Below are 15,819 nucleotides of genomic sequence, written 5' to 3'. Positions count from 1 at the left end.
CGCCTAGGGTGGGCACATGACGAGTTCCGACGCCGACCCCCGGGCGCCGCGCCACGAGCCGCCCCCCGCGGCCGAGGCCGCCCCCGGGGCCACGACGCCCGACGAGGACGTGCCTCCCGCGCTGCTCCTGGCGGCCTTCGAGGGCTGGAACGACGCCGGCGGGGCCGCGACCCAGGCGCTGGACCTCATCGCCGAGGCCTGGGACGCCGAGGTCGTCCACGAGCTCGACCCGCAGGACTACCACGACTTCCAGGTCAACCGGCCGCACGTGGGGGTGGACGAGGACGGCCGGCGCACCCTGACGTGGCCGTCCACCACGATCTCGGTCACCCGCACGCCCATCTCCGGGCGCACCCTCGTGCTGGTCCAGGGCGTCGAGCCGTCCTTCCGGTGGCGCGACTACTGCGACGAGATCCTCGACGTCGCCGAGGGCCTCGGCGTCGGGACCGTGGTGGGCATCGGCGCGCTGCTGGCGGACGTCCCGCACTCGCGGCCCATCCCGGTGCAGACCACCTCCAACGACCCGCAGGTCCAGGCGCTGCTCGGCGTGGAGGGGTCGGACTACGAGGGCCCCTCCGGCATCGTCGGGGTGCTGGTCCACACCGCGTCCGAGCGGCGGCTGCACACGCTGAGCGTGTGGGCGGCGGTGCCCCACTACGTGGCCCAGCCGCCCTCCCCCAAGGCCACGCTGGCCCTGCTGCTGCGCCTGGAGGAGCTCGTGGGCGAGCCGCTGCCGGTCGGCGACCTGCCCGACGACGCGCGCGCCTGGCAGGCCGGGGTGGACGAGCTCGCCGGCCAGGACCCCGACGTCGCGGAGTACATCCAGCAGCTCGAGGAGGCCAAGGACACGGCCGAGCTCCCCGAGGCGAGCGGCGAGGCGATCGCGCGGGAGTTCGAGCGCTACCTGCGCCGCCGCGACCTGCGCGGGGACAAGGGCGACAAGGGCGGCCCGCCCGGGCCCTCCGGCATCTGAGCCGCGGCGGCCGGCCGGGGGCCCAGGCCGGCGGGCGGCCCCGGGGCCCCGGGCCGGCCGCCGGCCCGCTGCCTAGACGGCGACGCCGAGGAGCGCGTCGACGGTGCGGCGCGCCAGGTCCGGTGCGCCGTCGACGCCGTCGCCGCCGGCCAGCGCGACGTCGACCCAGGCGTCCACCGCGCCCAGCGCCGCCGGGGCGTCGAGGTCGTCGGCCAGCGCCGCGCGCACCGCGGCGAGCAGCCGGGAGGCGTCCGGGCCGGCCGAGGCGGACATGGCGGCGCGCCACCGGCCGAGCCGCTCGCCGGCGGCCACCAGGTCGGAGTCGGTGTACTCCCAGTCGTCGCGGTAGTGGTGCGAGAGCAGCACCAGCCGCACGGCCATGGGGTCGGCGCCGCCGGCCACGAGCTCGGAGACGAGCACGAGGTTGCCGAGGGACTTGCTCATCTTCTCGCCGCGGTAGGCGACCATCCCGCCGTGGGCGTGCAGCAGCACCGGGGCGGGCTGCCCGGTGATCGCCCGCAGGTGCGACTCGCTCATCTCGTGGTGCGGGAACACCAGGTCCCGGCCACCGCCCTGCACCTCCACCAGCGGGCCCAGGTGCCGGTGCGCGATGCAGGCGCACTCGATGTGCCAGCCGGGCCGGCCGCGGCCCAGCGACCCGCCGTCCCAGTCCGGCTCGCCCTCGCGGGTGCGGCGCCACAGCAGCGGGTCCAGCGCGTGCCGCTTGCCGGCCCGGTCAGGGTCGCCGCCGTTCTCCGCGAAGACCTCGAGCATGCGCGCCGGCTCAAGGTGCGCACCGGTGCCGAAGAGCTGGTCGGCCGTCACGTCCGCGTAGACGTCCCCGAGCCCGGGGTCGTCGCCGCCGGCGCCCTCCGGCAGGGGCACCCGGTAGGCCTGGCCCTCGGCCAGCATGCGCTCCACGGCCTCGACCACCAGCGGGATCGCCTCGACCGCGCCGACGTAGTGGTCGGGCGGGAGGACGCGCAGCGCCGTCATGTCGGAGCGGAACAGCTCGGTCTGGCTCTCCGCGAGGCGGCGCCAGTCCTCACCGGTCTCCGCCGCCCGCTCCAGCAGCGGGTCGTCGACGTCCGTGACGTTCTGCACGTACCGCACGTCGCGGCCGGCGTCGCGCCACGCCCGCACCAGGAGGTCGAACGCCACGTAGGTGTTGGCGTGGCCGAGGTGCGTGGCGTCGTAGGGCGTGATCCCGCAGACGTACAGGGTGGCCGGCTCGCCGGCCGGGCGGGTCGGTGCGAGCGCGCCGGCCGTCGTGTCGCGCAGGTGCACCAGGGCACCGCCGTCGGGCAGGTCGGGAAGGTCGGGGGCGGTCCAGGCATGCACGAAGGTGACCTTAACCTGCGGCGTCGCCCCTCCTCCGCCGGGGGCCGGGGAGCGGAACGACCCGCCCGGCCGGGACGCCGGGCGCCGCGGCTCAGCCGATCGTGCTGACGGTGACCTCGGGCATCGCCTGGAGGACGCCGGCGCCGAGCAGGACCACCACGACCACCGCGAGGAGCAGCCGGTAGATGACGAACGGCAGGTAGCTGCGCGTGGATACGAGCTTGAGGAACCAGATGATGACCGCGTAGCCGACGACGAACGCGACGACGGTCGCGACGAGCGTCGGGCCCGGGTCGACGCCGCCGTCGAGCCCGTCGGTGAAGAGCTTGTAGAAGCCGGACCCCATCACCGCGGGGATGGCGAGCAGGAAGGAGTACCGGGCGGCGGCCTCACGGGTGTAGCCCATGAGAAGCCCGGCGGTGATGGTGCCGCCCGAGCGGGACACGCCCGGGATCAGCGCCATCGCCTGCGCGAGCCCGAAGAGGATGCCGTCGCGCCAGGTCATGTGCTCGAGCATCTTGGTGCGCCGCGAGGTGGCGTCCGCGAACCACAGGATGAGCGCGAACAGGGCGAGAGTGAGCGCGGTCAGGTACAGGTTGCGGAAGACGTCGTCGATCGCGTCCTCGAGCAGCAGGCCGAGCACGACGATCGGGACGGACCCCACGATGACGTACCAGCCCATGCGGGCGTCGGGGTCGGTGCGCGGCACCGTGTTCTTCCACGGGCCGACCGGCAGCGCCCCGATCCACGCCTTGATGATCCGGCCGATGTCCTTGCGGAAGTACAGGACCACCGCCGTCTCGGTGCCGATCTGGGTGATCGCGGTGAAGGCCGCGCCCGGGTCGGACCCCATCAGGTCACCGACGATGCGCAGGTGGGCGCTCGACGAGATGGGGAGGAACTCGGTCAGGCCCTGCACGAGCCCGAGGATCACTGCTTCCAGCCACGTCACGGTGGGTCACCCTACGTCAGGGCCCCACGGCGGGGCCGGGCGCGGCGCCCGCGACGGAGCACGCGTGGCGAAGCCCACGCGCACGGCCCGCCGCCGTTTCGGCCACTACCGTGGGGCTATGCAGCAGCGCAGGGTCGGTCGGACGGGTCTCACGGTCTCCAGCGTCGGGCTGGGCACCATGACGTGGGGCCGGGACACCGACGAGCACGAGGCGTCCGAGCAGCTCGAGGTCTTCCTCGACGCCGGCGGGAACCTCGTGGACACGGCCGCCTCCTACGGCGACGGCGAGGCGGAGCGGGTCATCGGCGCGCTGCTGGCCAGCGAGGTGGACCGCGAGGACCTCGTCCTGGTCTCCAAGGCCGGGGTGCGCACCCGCCGCACCGCCGACGGCGGCGGGGTGGTGGACGCCTCCCGCGGCTCCCTGCTGGACACCCTCGACGCCTCGCTGGCCCGCCTGGGCACCGACCACCTGGACCTGTGGCTGGTGCAGTCCCCGGACCCCGCCACGCCGCTCGAGGAGACCCTCGGCGCGCTCGAGCACGCGGTGCGCTCCGGCCGCACCCGCTACGTCGGCCTGTCCAACTTCCCCGCGTGGACGACGGCGCGGGCGGCCACGCTCCTCGCGCCCGGCGGGGCGTGGGGGTCGGCCGGCCCCGGCCTGGCCGCCGTGGAGGTGGAGTACTCCCTCCTCCAGCGGGGGGTGGAGCGGGAGGTGGTGCCGGCCGCGCGGGCGCTCGGCGCCGGCGTGCTGGCGTGGTCCCCGCTGGGCCGGGGCGTGCTGACCGGCAAGTACCGCAGCACGGTGCCGGCGAGCTCGCGGGCGGCGTCGCCCCACCTGCGCGGCTTCGTGGAGCCCTACCTCAACGACCGCGCGCACGGCGTGGTCGAGGCGGTGACCACCGCGGCGGCCGGCCTGGGCCGCGGCGCGCTGGAGGTGGCGCTGGCCTGGGTGCGCGACGCCCCGGGCGTGTCCGCCGCGATCGCCGGCGCCCGCACCGCCGGGCAGCTGCGCGGCGTGCTGGCGGCCACCGACCTGGAGCTGCCGCAGCCGATCCGGTCGGTGCTGGACGAGGTCACCGGCATCGACCTGGGCTACCCCGAGAGGTTCTGAGCAGAACGCTCCCCGGCGGCCCGCGGGCCGCCGGGGAGCGGGTGGTCACCGCTCCTCGTCGTCGAGCTCCTCGTCGAGGTCGTCCTCGAGGTCCTCGTCGTCCTCGAAGTCCTCCTCGTCGTCCTCGTCCTCGTCGGAGTAGATGTCGAAGGGCGTGTCGACCCCGAAGCCGGTGAACAGGGCGTCGTCGTAGGTGTCGAAGGCGTCCATGAGGGTGTTCGCGGCTGCCACGACTGCTGGTGCGTCGCTGTCCTGCGCCGCCGCCACGGCGTCGTAGTGTGCCTCGAACGCGGCGATGAGTCGGTCGAGAGCAGCACGGGGGTCGTTAGCCATGGGCCGAGCCTAGCGCCACGGCAGGTACGGCACAGCCCATGCTGACCTGGGCTGACGCCCCAGGATTTCCGTCGACGGCGAGGGGGAGGGAGCATGTGGGGATGCCGAGGATGAACCAGCGTTACGCGTCCCAGCGTGACGGCGGTGCGACCTACTACGAGTACCGGACCGTCACGCTGCCGAGGACCGTCAGCGGCGGCGACGTGCGCCGCCTGCTGACCGACGAGGCCGAGTACGGCCGGTGGGAGCTGGCCAGGACCCGCATCTACGTCGGCGGCACCCGGAAGGTGTGGCTGCGCCGCAAGGCCATGAAGGTGCCCAGCACACTCTTCTGAGCACGCCGACGGACGTCCGCGCGCGCCGTCAGCAGGTGCGCAGCAGGTGCTCGAGCACCCGTGTGCCGAAGCGCAGGCCGTCGGTGGGCACGCGCTCGTCGACGCCGTGGAACATCCCCGCGAAGTCCAGGTCCGCCGGCAGCCGCAGCGGGGCGAAGCCGTAGCCGGTGATGCCCAGGCGCCGCAGCGCCTTGTTGTCCGTCCCCGCCGAGAGCATGTACGGCAGGACGACGGCCCCCGGGTCCTCCCGGTCGATGGCGGCGACCATCGCGTCGACCAGGCCGCCCTCGAACGGCACCTCGAACCCGAAGTCCTGGTGGATCGCCTCGATCTCCACGCCCGGCCCCGCCAGACGCTCGATGGTCGCGTAGACCTCCTCCTCGTCGCCCGGGATGGGCCGCACGTCGACGGCGGCGCTGGCCCCGCCCGGGATGACGTTGGCCTTGTACCCCGCCCGCAGCTGGGTCGGGTTCGCGCCCGTGCGCAGGGTCGCGCCGACGAACTTCTTCGTCGGGCCCAGCGCGTCGACGAGGCGGGCGACGCCCTCGGGGTCCCCCGGGTCGAAGGTGGTGCCGGTCAGCTCCGCCACCCCGGTCAGGAGCCGGCGCACGGTGCCGGTCAGGTGGGTGGGCCAGGCGTGCTCGCCGATGCGGTGCACGGCGCCCGCCAGCCGGGTGACCGCGTTGTCCTCGTTGACCTGCGAGCCGTGCCCGGCGGTGCCCTCGGCGAGCAGGCGCAGCCACGCCAGGCCCTTCTCGGCGGTCTGGAGCAGGTAGACCCGGCGCCCGTCGACCTCCACGGAGTACCCGCCCACCTCGCTGACCGCCTCGGTGGCGCCGGCGAAGACGTCCGGCCGGTGCTCGACCAGCCAGTGGGCGCCGAGCTTGCCGCCGGCCTCCTCGTCCGCCATGAGCGCGACGACGACGTCGCGCGGCGGGCGCCAGCCGGTGCGGCCCATGTCCCGCACGAGGGCCAGGATCATCGCGTCCATGTCCTTCATGTCCACCGCGCCGCGGCCCCACAGCATGCCGCCCCGCACCTCGCCGGCGAAGGGGCCGACCGACCAGTCGGCGGCCTCGGCGGGCACGACGTCGGTGTGGCCGTGCAGCACGAGGGCGCCCCGGGTGGGGTCGGTGCCCGGGATGCGCAGCAGCACGCTGGAGCGGCCCGGGCGGGGCTCGACGAGCTCCGGCTCCCAGCCGACCTCCGTGAGCAGGCCCATGACCAGCTCGGCGGCGGCGCGCTCCCCCGGCCCTGAGTCATCGCCGAAGTTGGACGTGTCGATGCGGATGAGGTCCCGGCAGATCCCCACCACCTCGTCCTCGGGCCGGACCGTCGCCGGTGCCGGGCGGGGCTGGGCGGTCATGGGGAGCAGGCTACCCAGGCGCCGGGGTGACGACCGCCACGGGAGGGGGGAACAATCGGGCCATGGACCTCAACAGCGACGTCGGTGAGTCCTTCGGCTCGTGGACGATGGGGGACGACGTGGCCATCATGCGGGTCGTCTCGAGCGCCAACGTGGCCTGCGGGTTCCACGCCGGCGACCCGGTGACCGCGCGAGCCACGTGCGAGGCCGCGGCGCGCGAGGGGGTGACCGTGGGCGCCCACGTCGCCTACCGCGACCTCGCCGGCTTCGGCCGCCGGTTCATGGACGTCTCCCCCGCCGAGCTCACCAACGACGTGCTCTACCAGATCGGGGCGTTGCAGGCGATGGCCGCCGCGGCGGGGACCACGGTGCGCTACGTCAAGCCGCACGGCGCCCTGTACAACACCATCGCGCACCACCGGGAGCAGGCCCGGGCCGTCGTCGAGGCCATCCGGACCCTGGACGACTCGCTCCCGATCCTGGTGCTGCCGAACAGCGTGATCCAGCGGGAGGCGCGGGAGGCCGGGCTCCGCCCCGTCGTCGAGGCCTTCGCGGACCGCGCCTACAACGCGGACGGCTCCCTGGTCTCCCGCCGCCTCGAGGGGTCGGTCATCGAGGACCCGGACGCCGTGGCGGCCCGGGTGGTCCGGATGGCCACGGACTCGACGGTGGAGACCATCGACGGCCAGACGATCGCCGTGGACGCCGAGAGCATCTGCGTGCACGGCGACACCCCCGGCGCCGTCGCCATCGCCACCGCGGTGCGCGAGGCGCTGGAGGATGCGGGGGTGAACGTGACGAGCTTCCTGGGTGCCGGTGCGTGAGGTCCGCGCGGTCGGGGACCGAGCCGTGCTGGTCGGCTGCGGCAGCCTGCAGGAGGTCATCGACCTCCACGACACCCTCGTGGCCGACCCGCTGGAGGGTCAGCTCGACGTCCTCGCCGCGGCCGAGACGGTGCTCGTGCTGGCCGGCGACCCGGCCGACGTGGAGCGCCTCGCCGCCGAGCTCGCCGTGCTGCCTGCCCGCGGTGGCGCGGCCAAGGACGACCGCCTCGTCACGATCGACACGGTGTACGACGGCGCCGACCTCGCCGAGGTGGCCGACCTGACCGGCCTGAGCGTCGAGGGCGTGGTGGCCGCGCACACCGGGCAGACCTGGACCGCGGCCTTCGGCGGCTTCGCCCCGGGGTTCGCGTACCTGGTCGGCGAGAACCACGCGCTCGACGTGCCCCGGCGCGCCGCGCCGCGCACCTCGGTGCCGGCCGGCTCCGTGGCGCTCGCCGGGCACTTCTCCGCCGTCTACCCGCGCGACTCCCCCGGCGGCTGGCAGCTCATAGGGCGCACCGGCGCCCGGATGTGGGACCTCGACCGGCCGGAGCCGGCCCTGGTGCGGCCGGGCAACCGCGTCCGGTACCGCGCCGTCCGGGAGATCGTCGCGAGCACCAGCACCGCCGACGACGTCGCGGCCATCCCGAGCGCCCCGGCGACCGCACCCCGCGACGTCGCCGACGCGCCGGGTGCCGAGCCGCCGGGTGGCGCCCTCGTCGTCGCGGAGCCCGGGCTGCAGAGCGTCGTCGAGGACCTGGGCCGCCCGGGCTACCTGGACCTGGGCGTCTGCCCGTCCGGGGCCCTCGACCGCGGCGCCGCGGTGCGGGCGAACCGGCTGGTCGGCAACGACCGCGGCGCGGCCGTGGTGGAGACCGTCATGGGCGGCCTGCGCCTGACCGCCCGCGGCGACCAGGTGCTCGCCGTCACCGGCGCGCCGGCGCCGCTGACCGTCACCGCGCCGGACGGCGCCGTGGTGCTCCGCCCGCGCACCGACGCGCCGTTCGCGCTGCGCGACTCCCACACGCTGAGCCTCGGTCCGCCGGCCGCGGGCCTGCGCTCGTACGTCGCCGTCCGCGGCGGCCTCGACGCCGCCGTCGTGCTGGGCAGCCGGTCCACGGACACGATGTCGGGCATCGGCCCGGCGCTCCTGGAGGCGGGGGCCGGCGTGCCGGTGCTCCCCCCGCGCCCCGGCGCCGTCGTCGCCGGCCCCGACCCGGCGCGGGACTGGCCGGACGGGCCGGTGACCCTCGCCGTGGTGCCCGGCCCGCGCGAGGACTGGTTCACGCCCGACGCGGTCGCGCGGCTGTACGCCGCCGCGTGGACCGTCACCGACCGGTCGAACCGGGTGGGGCTGCGCCTCGACGGCGAGCCGCTGTCGCGGGCGCGCACCCAGGAGCTGCCGAGCGAGGGCACCGTCGCCGGGGCCGTCCAGGTGCCGGCGTCCGGGCTCCCCGTGGTGCTCCTCGCGGACCACCCCACCTCCGGCGGGTACCCCGTCATCGCCGTCGTCCGCCACGCCGACCTGGACCGGCTGGCCCAGGTGCGGCCCGGGGACGCCCTCCGGTTCGCCCGAGCCTAGGAGCCCACCGTGCGCAAGGTCCTCATCGCCAACCGCGGCGAGATCGCCGTCCGCGTCGTCCACGCCTGCGCCGACGCCGGGCTGACCTCGGTCGCGGTGTACGCCGACCCCGACGCCGGGGCGCTGCACGTGCTGCTCGCCGACGAGGCGTACAACCTCCCGGGCTCCTCCGCCGCCCAGACCTACCTCGACGTCGGCAAGCTCCTGGACGTCGCCCGGCGCAGCGGCGCGGACGCCGTGCACCCCGGCTACGGGTTCCTCGCCGAGAACGCCGCGTTCGCCGAGGCCGTGCTCACCGCCGGGCTGAGCTGGATCGGCCCGCCGCCGCGCACCATCCGGGTGCTCGGGGACAAGGTGGAGGCCCGCGAGATCGCCCGCCGGGTCGGCGCCCCGCTCGTCGCGGGCAGCGACGGGCCGGTGCCGGACGCCGCGGCGGCCCGGGCGTTCGCGCGTGAGCACGGGGTGCCGGTGGCCATCAAGGCCGCCTTCGGCGGCGGGGGCCGGGGGCTGCGCGTGGTGCGCCACCTCGACGACGTCGGGGACGCCTTCGCCTCGGCGCAGCGGGAGTCCCTCGCCGCGTTCGGGCGGGACGAGTGCTACGTCGAGCGGTTCCTGGACCGGCCCCGCCACGTCGAGGCCCAGGTGCTGGCCGACGCCCACGGCGACGTCGTCGTCGTCGGCACCCGGGACTGCTCGCTGCAGCGGCGCCACCAGAAGCTCGTCGAGGAGGCGCCGGCGCCTTTCCTCACCGAGGACCAGCGCCGCCGGGTCCACGAGAGCGCCCGGGCGATCTGCGCCGAGGCCGGGTACGTCGGCGCCGGCACGGTGGAGTTCCTGCTGGGCCAGGACGGGTCGCTGTCCTTCCTGGAGGTCAACACCCGCCTGCAGGTGGAGCACCCGGTCACCGAGGTCACCAGCGGGGTGGACCTCGTGCAGGCCCAGCTCGCCGTCGCCGACGGCGAGCGGCTCCCGCTGCGAGGTGATCCCGCGCCGGTCGGCCACGCGATCGAGCTGCGGATCAACGCCGAGGACGTCGGCCGGGGCTTCCTGCCCTCCACCGGGACGATCACCACCTTCGCGGCGCCCAGCGGGCCGGGCGTCAGGGTCGACACGGGCGTGCGCGCCGGGTCGGTGGTCTCCGGCGACTTCGACTCCCTCCTCGCCAAGGTGATCGTGCACGGCGCCGACCGGCAGCAGGCGCTGCGCCGGGCACGCCGGGCGGCGGCGGAGATGGAGGTCGGCGGCGTGGCGACGGTCCTGCCCTTCCACCGGGCGGTGCTGGCCGACCCGGACTTCGCGGGGCCCGACCGGCTCGGGGTGTACACGACGTGGATCGAGAGCGAGTTCGCCGCCCGCGTCGAGGCCGACCCGGACTTCGCGCAGGGCACGGCCGCCCCCGAGCGCCGGCGGGTGGTCGTCGACGTCGACGGCCGCCGGGTGGTGCTCGGCCTCCCGGCCGACCTGCTCGCCGGTCTCGCCGCCGGTCCGGCCGGCGCGGGCGGCGGCGACCGCGGGGCTCCCGGCGCCGAGGAGGACGGCGCGGCGGTGACCGCGCCGATGGGCGGCACGGTCATCAGGTGGCTGGCGGAGCCGGGGTCGCGGGTGGCGCAGGGCAGCGCGGTCGTCCTCCTGGAGGCGATGAAGACGGAGACGAAGGTGGTCGCGCACCGCGACGGCGTCCTGGAACCCCGGGTCGCGGCCGGGGACCGCGTGGACGCCGGGGCGACGCTCGCGCTCATCGAGGCCTGATGCCGGCTGGCCCGGAAACCTGGTACCGGCTCAGCCCGCCCGCGCCAGGCGCGGGCCGATGACGTCCCGGAACGCCGCGACGTCGGCGGCCGGGAAGTCGTATCCGCTCGCCTCGGCGTGCACACCAGGCCGCCGGCGAAGACGAGGACGGCGAGCAGGACGCCCATTCCCGGGAGCACGCGGTTGCCGAGCTCGTCGGCTCGCAGACTGGTGACGCCGATGACGCGGGTCGGCACGCTCCGGGCGCAACTTCGGCACGCGAGGGTGCCGGGGGCGCCGAGCTGGTGGAGCGGCGCACGCCGCCTGAGGACGGCGGCGCTCGCCGGTGCCCGCTCTGGGCGGGCCGCCGTCGTCAGTCCGTGAGGCCGCGCCGCACCAGCAGCGGGTCGAGGTGCGCGTCGCGCCCGCGCAGGTCGCGGAAGGACTCCAGGGGGTCCTGCGAGTAGCCCCGGGAGAGCAGCGCCTCGCGGAAGCGCTGGCCGGCGACGCGGTTGAGGCCGCCGTCGCCGTCCCGCGCCTGCTCCTTGAACCACTCCACGGTGTCGGCGTCGAGCACCTCGGACCAGATGTAGGCGTAGTAGCCCGCGTCGTAGCCGCCGCCGAAGGTGTGGTTGAAGTACGTCGAGCGGTAGCGCGGCGGCACGAGCTCCAGGGCGACCCCCGCACGCTCCAGCGCCTCGGCCTCGAAGGCGGCCACGTCCGCGACGTCGGTCGGCACCTGCGCGGAGGTGACCTGGTGCCACGCCTGGTCGAGCAGCGCGGCGCCGAGGTACTCCGTCGTCGCGAAGCCCTGCCCGTAGGCGCCCACGGAGAGGACCTTCTCGAGCAGCTCCGGGGGCAGCGGCTCGCCGGTGACGTGGTGCCGGGCGAACCGTGCCACGACGGCCGGGTTGGCCATCCACATCTCGTTGACCTGGGAGGGGTACTCGACGAAGTCGCGCGGGACGGACGTGCCGGAGAGCGAGGGGTAGCGCACGTCGGAGAAGAAGGCGTGCAGGGCGTGGCCGAACTCGTGGAAGCACGTGCGCACCTCGTCCCAGGTCAGGAGGGTCGGCTGGCCGGCCGGTGGCGGGGTGATGTTGAGGTTGTTGACGACGACGGGCCGCTGCCCGAGCAGGTGCGACTGGTCGACGAGCGTGTGCATCCACGCCCCGCCGCGCTTGCCGGCGCGCGCGTAGTAGTCGCCGACGAACACGCCCAGCCCGGCGCCGTCCCCCTCCCTGACCTCCCACACGCGCACGCCGTCGGCGTACCCGGCGAGGGGCAGCTCGTGGAACGTGATGCCGTAGAGCCGGTTCGCGGCGAAGAACACGCCCTCCTCGAGCACGGTGCCGAGCTCGAGGTAGGGGCGCAGGACGTCGTCGTCGACGGCGAAGCGCTCCCTGCGCAGCCGCTCCGCGTAGTAGGCCCAGTCGGACGCCGCCAGGCGCGTCCCGTCGGCCACGGCGGGGTCGGCATCGAGCACCTCCTGCAGCTCGGCGGCCTCGCGGGTGGCGTTGCGCGCCGCCGGGCCGGCGAGGCGGGCCAGCATCTCGTTGACCGCCTCGGTGGTGGCCGCGGTGCCGTCCTCGACCACGTAGGCGGCGTGGTGGTCGTAGCCGAGGAGCCCGGCCCGCTCGGCGCGCAGCCGGGCCAGCTCGAGCAGCGTGGCACGGGTGTCGGGGTCCGGGTGCACACCGGTGCCGCGGCTGACCGACGCGGCCAGCAGCCGTGCCCTCAGGCCGCGGTCCGCGGCCCGCGCCAGCAGGGGCTGCTGGGTGGGCAGCATGAGTGTCACCAGGTGGCCGCCGCCCGGCATGGACAGCGTCGACCCGGCCCTGTCGGCCGCGTTGCGGGCCAGGGCCGCGACCGTGCCCTCGTCCAGCCCCGCCAGCTCCGCGGGGTCGGTCACGCGGACGGCGCCGGCCTCCAGACCCTTGACCACGCGCTGGGAGAACTCGGTCTGCAGGAAGACGATCCGCCGGTTCAGCCCCCGGAGGCGTTCCTGCTGGGCGTCGTCGAGCCGGATGCCCGCCCGCTGGAAGTTCTTGCGGTAGGTGTCCAGCAGCCACTGCGTCTCGGGGTCCAGGCCCAGCAGCGGGGCCGCGGCGGCGAGGGACTCCAGGCGGGCGTAGATGCGCCGGTCGAGCCAGAAGGCGTCGCCGTGGGCCGCCAGGCGGGGCGCGACCTCCGACTCGATCGCGTGGATCTCGTCCCCGCCGACGGAGCTGGCGAGGGTGTGGAAGACGGTCATCACGCGGCGCAGCAGGGTGCCGGAGCGCTCGATCGCCTCGAGCGTGTTGGCCACGTCCGGCACGGCGGGGTCCGTGGCCACCGCCTCCCACTCCTCCCGCTGGGCCGCCATCCCGGCGGCGATGGCGGGCCGGAAGTGCTCCACCCGCACCGCGGCGAAGTCCGGCAGCTCGTACGGCAGGGCCGACGGTGCGGCGAACGGGTTGCCGGCGTCGAGCAGGGACACCGGCGCGGTGCGCGGGAGGTCAGCAGGCATGGCGCTCATTGTGCCCGCTCGCGCCCACACGCCCCCGGCACCTCCTCGGCCGCGCCTGGAGGGCCGTGCCCCTGCGGGCGCCTCAGCGGCGGCCCGGCCGATAGCCGTGCCGCGCCAGCACCCCGGCGACGTCCGGCGGGAAGAAGCCCGGGCCCTTGAGCACCTTGCCGTCCTCCCGGTAGATCGGCCGCCCGTCCGGCCCCAGCTTGGAGAGGTTGGAGGCCTGGATCTCCCCGAGCACCTCGTCGAGCGGGATGCCGCACTCGAGCGCCATCCCGTAGATGACGTACGTCAGGTCGCCGAGGGCGTCGGCCGCCTCGACGGTGTCCCGGGTGCCGTCGTCCGCGGCCACCGCCCGGGTGAACGCCGCGGACATCTCCGCCCCGGCCGCCTCCCCGTAGACCGCCTCGACCAGCTCGGCGAGCTCCTCCGCGACGAGGGCCATGCGCATGTGCACGCGGTCGCGGTCCACGCTCGGCGCGTCGGAGACCACGGGCAGCCGGTAGGTGTCGTGGAACTGGCGCACCAGCGCTTCCGGGTCACGCGGCGACGGCGGCGCGACGGCGCCCGCCTCCGTACCGGGCCCGTCCCAGGGCGCCACCGGCTCGCGCGGGTCCTCGCGCTGCAGGGTGCCGATCCATCCGTCCGACCACTGCCCCCGGGCGTGGGTGAGCGCCCGCACGGTCCCCTCCTTGCGGAAGCCGTGGTGCCACGCCACGCGCCAGGAGGGCCAGTTGCCCACGGCCGCCTGCCACAGCACCGTGTGCAGGCCGACCGAGCCGAACGCGGCGTCCAGCACCAGCCCGACGGCGCGCGTCATGATGCCCCGGCCCCGCGCCTCGGCGGCCATCCAGTAGCCGATCTCCCCCTTGCCGTCGGTGACGCCGGCGAGCCCGATCATCCCGACCAGGGTGGTCCGGCCGTCGGTGACCGTGCGCACCGCCCACGTGGGCGAGCCGGCGGCCCAGCCCTTCGGGACGAAGGTGCCGACGAACCCCTCCGCGTCGGCCCGCGTGTAGGGGCTGGGCACCGTCGTCCACCGCTGCACCTCGGTCTCGGCGCAGATCGCCGCGATCCGGTCGACGTCGTCCGCGGTGGGCGTGCTCAGCAGCAGCGTGCCGTCCGGGGTGCTCAGGGTGAAGGGCTCCATGGCGCCGACGATACGTCCTCGCGGCAGCGCCGCCGATGCTCCCCGACGCTACGGACGGCCGTGTCCGGGATCACTCCCCCGGCAGGCCCCGCGGGTTCGGACCGGGCGACCGCCGCGTGCTATCTTTTACGGCGTTGCCCAGCCGGGCGGACGAGGAGAGACACCCTCGCGAACCGGCCGCAGCACCACCTGTCCGGGTGGCGGAATAGGCAGACGCGCTAGCTTGAGGTGCTAGTGCCCTTTATCGGGCGTGGGGGTTCAAGTCCCCCTCCGGACACTCGTCGAGACAGCGACGGCACAGCCCCTGACCAGCGGACGCGCGGGTCAGGGGCTTTGTCGTTGCCGCTCGGGAACGGCGTCGGGCCCGCGCCCGGGCGGCTCCTCCGGCAGCAAGGGCAGGCGCAGCTCGAACACCGCCCCCGCCCCGGTCCCCGTCGGCGCCAGCACGAGCGACCCGCCGTGCGCCTCCGCGATGGCCCGGCTGATCGGCAGCCCCAGGCCGGTGCCGCCGTGGTCCCGGCCCCGGGACTCGTCGAGCCGGGTTAACCTGTCGAAGATGCGCTCCCGCTGGTCCTCCAGAACCCCGGCGCCGTCGTCGCCGACGCGCAGCACGGCCTGGCCGCCGTCCGCAGCCAGCTCGAGGGTCACCGTCGTGGCGGCGTGGCGCCGCGCGTTGTCCGTCAGGTTGCGGACGACCCTGGTGAGCTGCGCCGGGTCGCCATGCACCCGCAGCGCCGGCAGCGGCGCCACGACGACCCGCAACCGCCCGCACCGCCGAAGCCGGCTGGCGTGCTCGTGGACGACCTCGTCCAGGCCCACCTCACGCTGACGGAGCGGGACGTGGCCGTCGAGCCGGGCCAGGAGGAGCAGGTCGTCGACGAGGTCGCGCATCCGTGCCTGCTCGACCTGCAGGTCGGCCCCGATCTCCTGCCAGAGCCGCAGGTCCTTGCGGGCGAGGGCGACCTCGACCATGGCCTGCTCGTTGGCGAGCGGGCTCCGGAGCTCGTGGGAGGCGTCGGAGACGAAGTGACGCTGCCGCTCGTGGGCGTCCTGGATGCGGCTCAGCATCGAGTTCATGGTCTCGGCGAGCCGGCGCAGCTCGTCGTGCGCGCGCGGGAGCGGCACCCGCTGGGAGAGGTCACCGGCGCCGATGGTCGCCGCCTTGCGCCGGATCCGCTCCACCGGCGCGAGCGCCCGCCCGACGCTGGCCCAGCAGACGAGCACGGTGAGGGCCAGCACCCCGGGGAAGATGGCGAGCACCAGCCGGGCCGTGTCTGCCACGACACGGTCCACGGGGGCGAGGGAGAGCGCGACGACCACCGCCCCGGCCGGGTCCTCCACCGGCTGGACAAGGACGCGGTAGGCCTGCCCCTCGTCCACCGGAAGGTCGGTCCGGGTCGTCAGGCGCGCCTCCGGCGTCGGCTCGGCAACGGCCGGTTCGCCCCAGATGCTGCCGCTCGCCACGACGACCCGGCCGGTGCTGTCGAGCACCTGCACGAGGCTCCTCGAGTCGTGCTCGGCCTCGACGACGGTCCTCAGCGCCTCCGTGTCGAGCAGAGAGGCCACGTGCTCGGCCCGTTCCCGGGCTGAGGCGTCCACACCCGGCCCTCAGCTC

Annotated in this window: 13 protein-coding genes and 1 tRNA gene; 7 read left to right on the top strand and 7 right to left on the bottom strand. The window is 75.4% G+C overall.

The features are described 5' to 3' along the window. Positions 1-16 precede the first annotated feature (16 nt). Positions 17-973, top strand: coding sequence for a PAC2 family protein (locus tag ACF0H8_RS09160; protein ID WP_395288635.1), 957 nt, complete (start codon positions 17-19; stop codon positions 971-973). A gap of 72 nt (positions 974-1,045) precedes the next feature. Here the strand turns inward: ACF0H8_RS09160 and mshC are convergent, their stop codons facing one another. Both mshC and ACF0H8_RS09150 read right to left on the bottom strand, forming a co-directional pair. Next, complete coding sequence (gene mshC, locus ACF0H8_RS09155; RefSeq protein ID WP_395288634.1) at positions 1,046-2,314, bottom strand: cysteine--1-D-myo-inosityl 2-amino-2-deoxy-alpha-D-glucopyranoside ligase; 1,269 nt, start codon at positions 2,312-2,314, stop codon at positions 1,046-1,048. Between the two features lie 91 nt (positions 2,315-2,405). Further along, on the bottom strand, positions 2,406-3,266 hold the full coding sequence (locus ACF0H8_RS09150) for an undecaprenyl-diphosphate phosphatase (protein WP_395288633.1): 861 nt from the start codon (positions 3,264-3,266) through the stop codon (positions 2,406-2,408). Between the two features lie 118 nt (positions 3,267-3,384). On the opposite strand from ACF0H8_RS09150, the gene ACF0H8_RS09145 reads away from it, so the two are divergent. Continuing rightward, positions 3,385-4,377, top strand: coding sequence for an aldo/keto reductase (locus tag ACF0H8_RS09145; protein WP_395288632.1), 993 nt, complete (start codon positions 3,385-3,387; stop codon positions 4,375-4,377). Between the two features lie 45 nt (positions 4,378-4,422). On the opposite strand, the gene ACF0H8_RS09140 is transcribed toward ACF0H8_RS09145, so the two are convergent. After that, positions 4,423-4,710 (bottom strand): DNA primase, encoded by a 288-nt coding sequence (locus tag ACF0H8_RS09140; RefSeq protein ID WP_395288631.1) that lies wholly within the window; start codon positions 4,708-4,710, stop codon positions 4,423-4,425. A gap of 110 nt (positions 4,711-4,820) precedes the next feature. Between ACF0H8_RS09140 and ACF0H8_RS09135 the strand changes: the two genes are divergently transcribed. Further along, positions 4,821-5,045: a DUF5703 family protein gene (locus ACF0H8_RS09135; RefSeq protein ID WP_395288630.1), complete on the top strand. Its 225-nt coding sequence runs from the start codon at positions 4,821-4,823 to the stop codon at positions 5,043-5,045. Between the two features lie 28 nt (positions 5,046-5,073). On the opposite strand, the gene ACF0H8_RS09130 is transcribed toward ACF0H8_RS09135, so the two are convergent. Next, positions 5,074-6,411 carry a M20/M25/M40 family metallo-hydrolase gene (locus tag ACF0H8_RS09130; protein WP_395288629.1) on the bottom strand — a complete coding sequence of 446 codons (1,338 nt, stop codon included), beginning with the start codon at positions 6,409-6,411 and terminating at the stop codon, positions 5,074-5,076. Positions 6,412-6,473: 62 nt separating this feature from the next. Between ACF0H8_RS09130 and ACF0H8_RS09125 the strand changes: the two genes are divergently transcribed. From ACF0H8_RS09125 to ACF0H8_RS09115, 3 genes are read left to right on the top strand one after another with little or no spacing between them, the layout of a single operon-like run. Further along, positions 6,474-7,235, top strand: a complete 762-nt coding sequence (locus ACF0H8_RS09125) for a LamB/YcsF family protein (protein WP_395288628.1) — start codon at positions 6,474-6,476, stop codon at positions 7,233-7,235. After that, positions 7,222-8,817 (top strand): 5-oxoprolinase/urea amidolyase family protein, encoded by a 1,596-nt coding sequence (locus ACF0H8_RS09120; protein ID WP_395288627.1) that lies wholly within the window; start codon positions 7,222-7,224, stop codon positions 8,815-8,817. The genes ACF0H8_RS09125 and ACF0H8_RS09120 overlap by 14 nt, the downstream gene beginning before the upstream one ends. A gap of 9 nt (positions 8,818-8,826) precedes the next feature. Then, the gene (locus tag ACF0H8_RS09115; RefSeq protein ID WP_395288626.1) at positions 8,827-10,566 is read left to right on the top strand and encodes an acetyl/propionyl/methylcrotonyl-CoA carboxylase subunit alpha; all 1,740 of its coding nucleotides are present in this window, start codon (positions 8,827-8,829) and stop codon (positions 10,564-10,566) included. Positions 10,567-10,918: 352 nt separating this feature from the next. On the opposite strand, the gene ACF0H8_RS09110 is transcribed toward ACF0H8_RS09115, so the two are convergent. Further along, on the bottom strand, positions 10,919-13,054 hold the full coding sequence (locus tag ACF0H8_RS09110; protein WP_395288625.1) for a M3 family metallopeptidase: 2,136 nt from the start codon (positions 13,052-13,054) through the stop codon (positions 10,919-10,921). Positions 13,055-13,136: 82 nt separating this feature from the next. Then, positions 13,137-14,204 carry a GNAT family N-acetyltransferase gene (locus tag ACF0H8_RS09105; protein ID WP_395288624.1) on the bottom strand — a complete coding sequence of 356 codons (1,068 nt, stop codon included), beginning with the start codon at positions 14,202-14,204 and terminating at the stop codon, positions 13,137-13,139. A gap of 191 nt (positions 14,205-14,395) precedes the next feature. On the opposite strand from ACF0H8_RS09105, the gene ACF0H8_RS09100 reads away from it, so the two are divergent. Continuing rightward, positions 14,396-14,481: transfer RNA gene (locus ACF0H8_RS09100), tRNA-Leu, on the top strand. A gap of 47 nt (positions 14,482-14,528) precedes the next feature. Here ACF0H8_RS09100 and ACF0H8_RS09095 read toward each other — a convergent pair. Then, the gene (locus tag ACF0H8_RS09095) at positions 14,529-15,803 is read right to left on the bottom strand and encodes an ATP-binding protein (protein WP_395288623.1); all 1,275 of its coding nucleotides are present in this window, start codon (positions 15,801-15,803) and stop codon (positions 14,529-14,531) included. Positions 15,804-15,819: the final 16 nt, after the last annotated feature.

The sequence above is a fragment of the Georgenia sp. AZ-5 genome, from assembly GCF_043952095.1.
Classification (GTDB): Bacteria; Actinomycetota; Actinomycetes; order Actinomycetales; family Actinomycetaceae; genus Georgenia.
The sequence above is the reverse complement of the archived record's forward strand: the minus strand, read 5'-3'. Positions and strand labels throughout refer to the sequence as shown.

What these genes read in the sequence shown, in the direction of transcription:
- ACF0H8_RS09160 (WP_395288635.1), top strand. Translation starts at nt 17, where the DNA reads ATGACGAGTTCCGACGCCGACCCCCGGGCGCCGCGCCACGAGCCGCCC.
- ACF0H8_RS09145 (WP_395288632.1), top strand. Translation starts at nt 3,385, where the DNA reads ATGCAGCAGCGCAGGGTCGGTCGGACGGGTCTCACGGTCTCCAGCGTC.
- ACF0H8_RS09140 (WP_395288631.1), bottom strand. Translation starts at nt 4,710, where the DNA reads ATGGCTAACGACCCCCGTGCTGCTCTCGACCGACTCATCGCCGCGTTC.
- ACF0H8_RS09135 (WP_395288630.1), top strand. Translation starts at nt 4,821, where the DNA reads ATGAACCAGCGTTACGCGTCCCAGCGTGACGGCGGTGCGACCTACTAC.
- ACF0H8_RS09130 (WP_395288629.1), bottom strand. Translation starts at nt 6,411, where the DNA reads ATGACCGCCCAGCCCCGCCCGGCACCGGCGACGGTCCGGCCCGAGGAC.
- ACF0H8_RS09125 (WP_395288628.1), top strand. Translation starts at nt 6,474, where the DNA reads ATGGACCTCAACAGCGACGTCGGTGAGTCCTTCGGCTCGTGGACGATG.
- ACF0H8_RS09110 (WP_395288625.1), bottom strand. Translation starts at nt 13,054, where the DNA reads ATGCCTGCTGACCTCCCGCGCACCGCGCCGGTGTCCCTGCTCGACGCC.
- ACF0H8_RS09105 (WP_395288624.1), bottom strand. Translation starts at nt 14,204, where the DNA reads ATGGAGCCCTTCACCCTGAGCACCCCGGACGGCACGCTGCTGCTGAGC.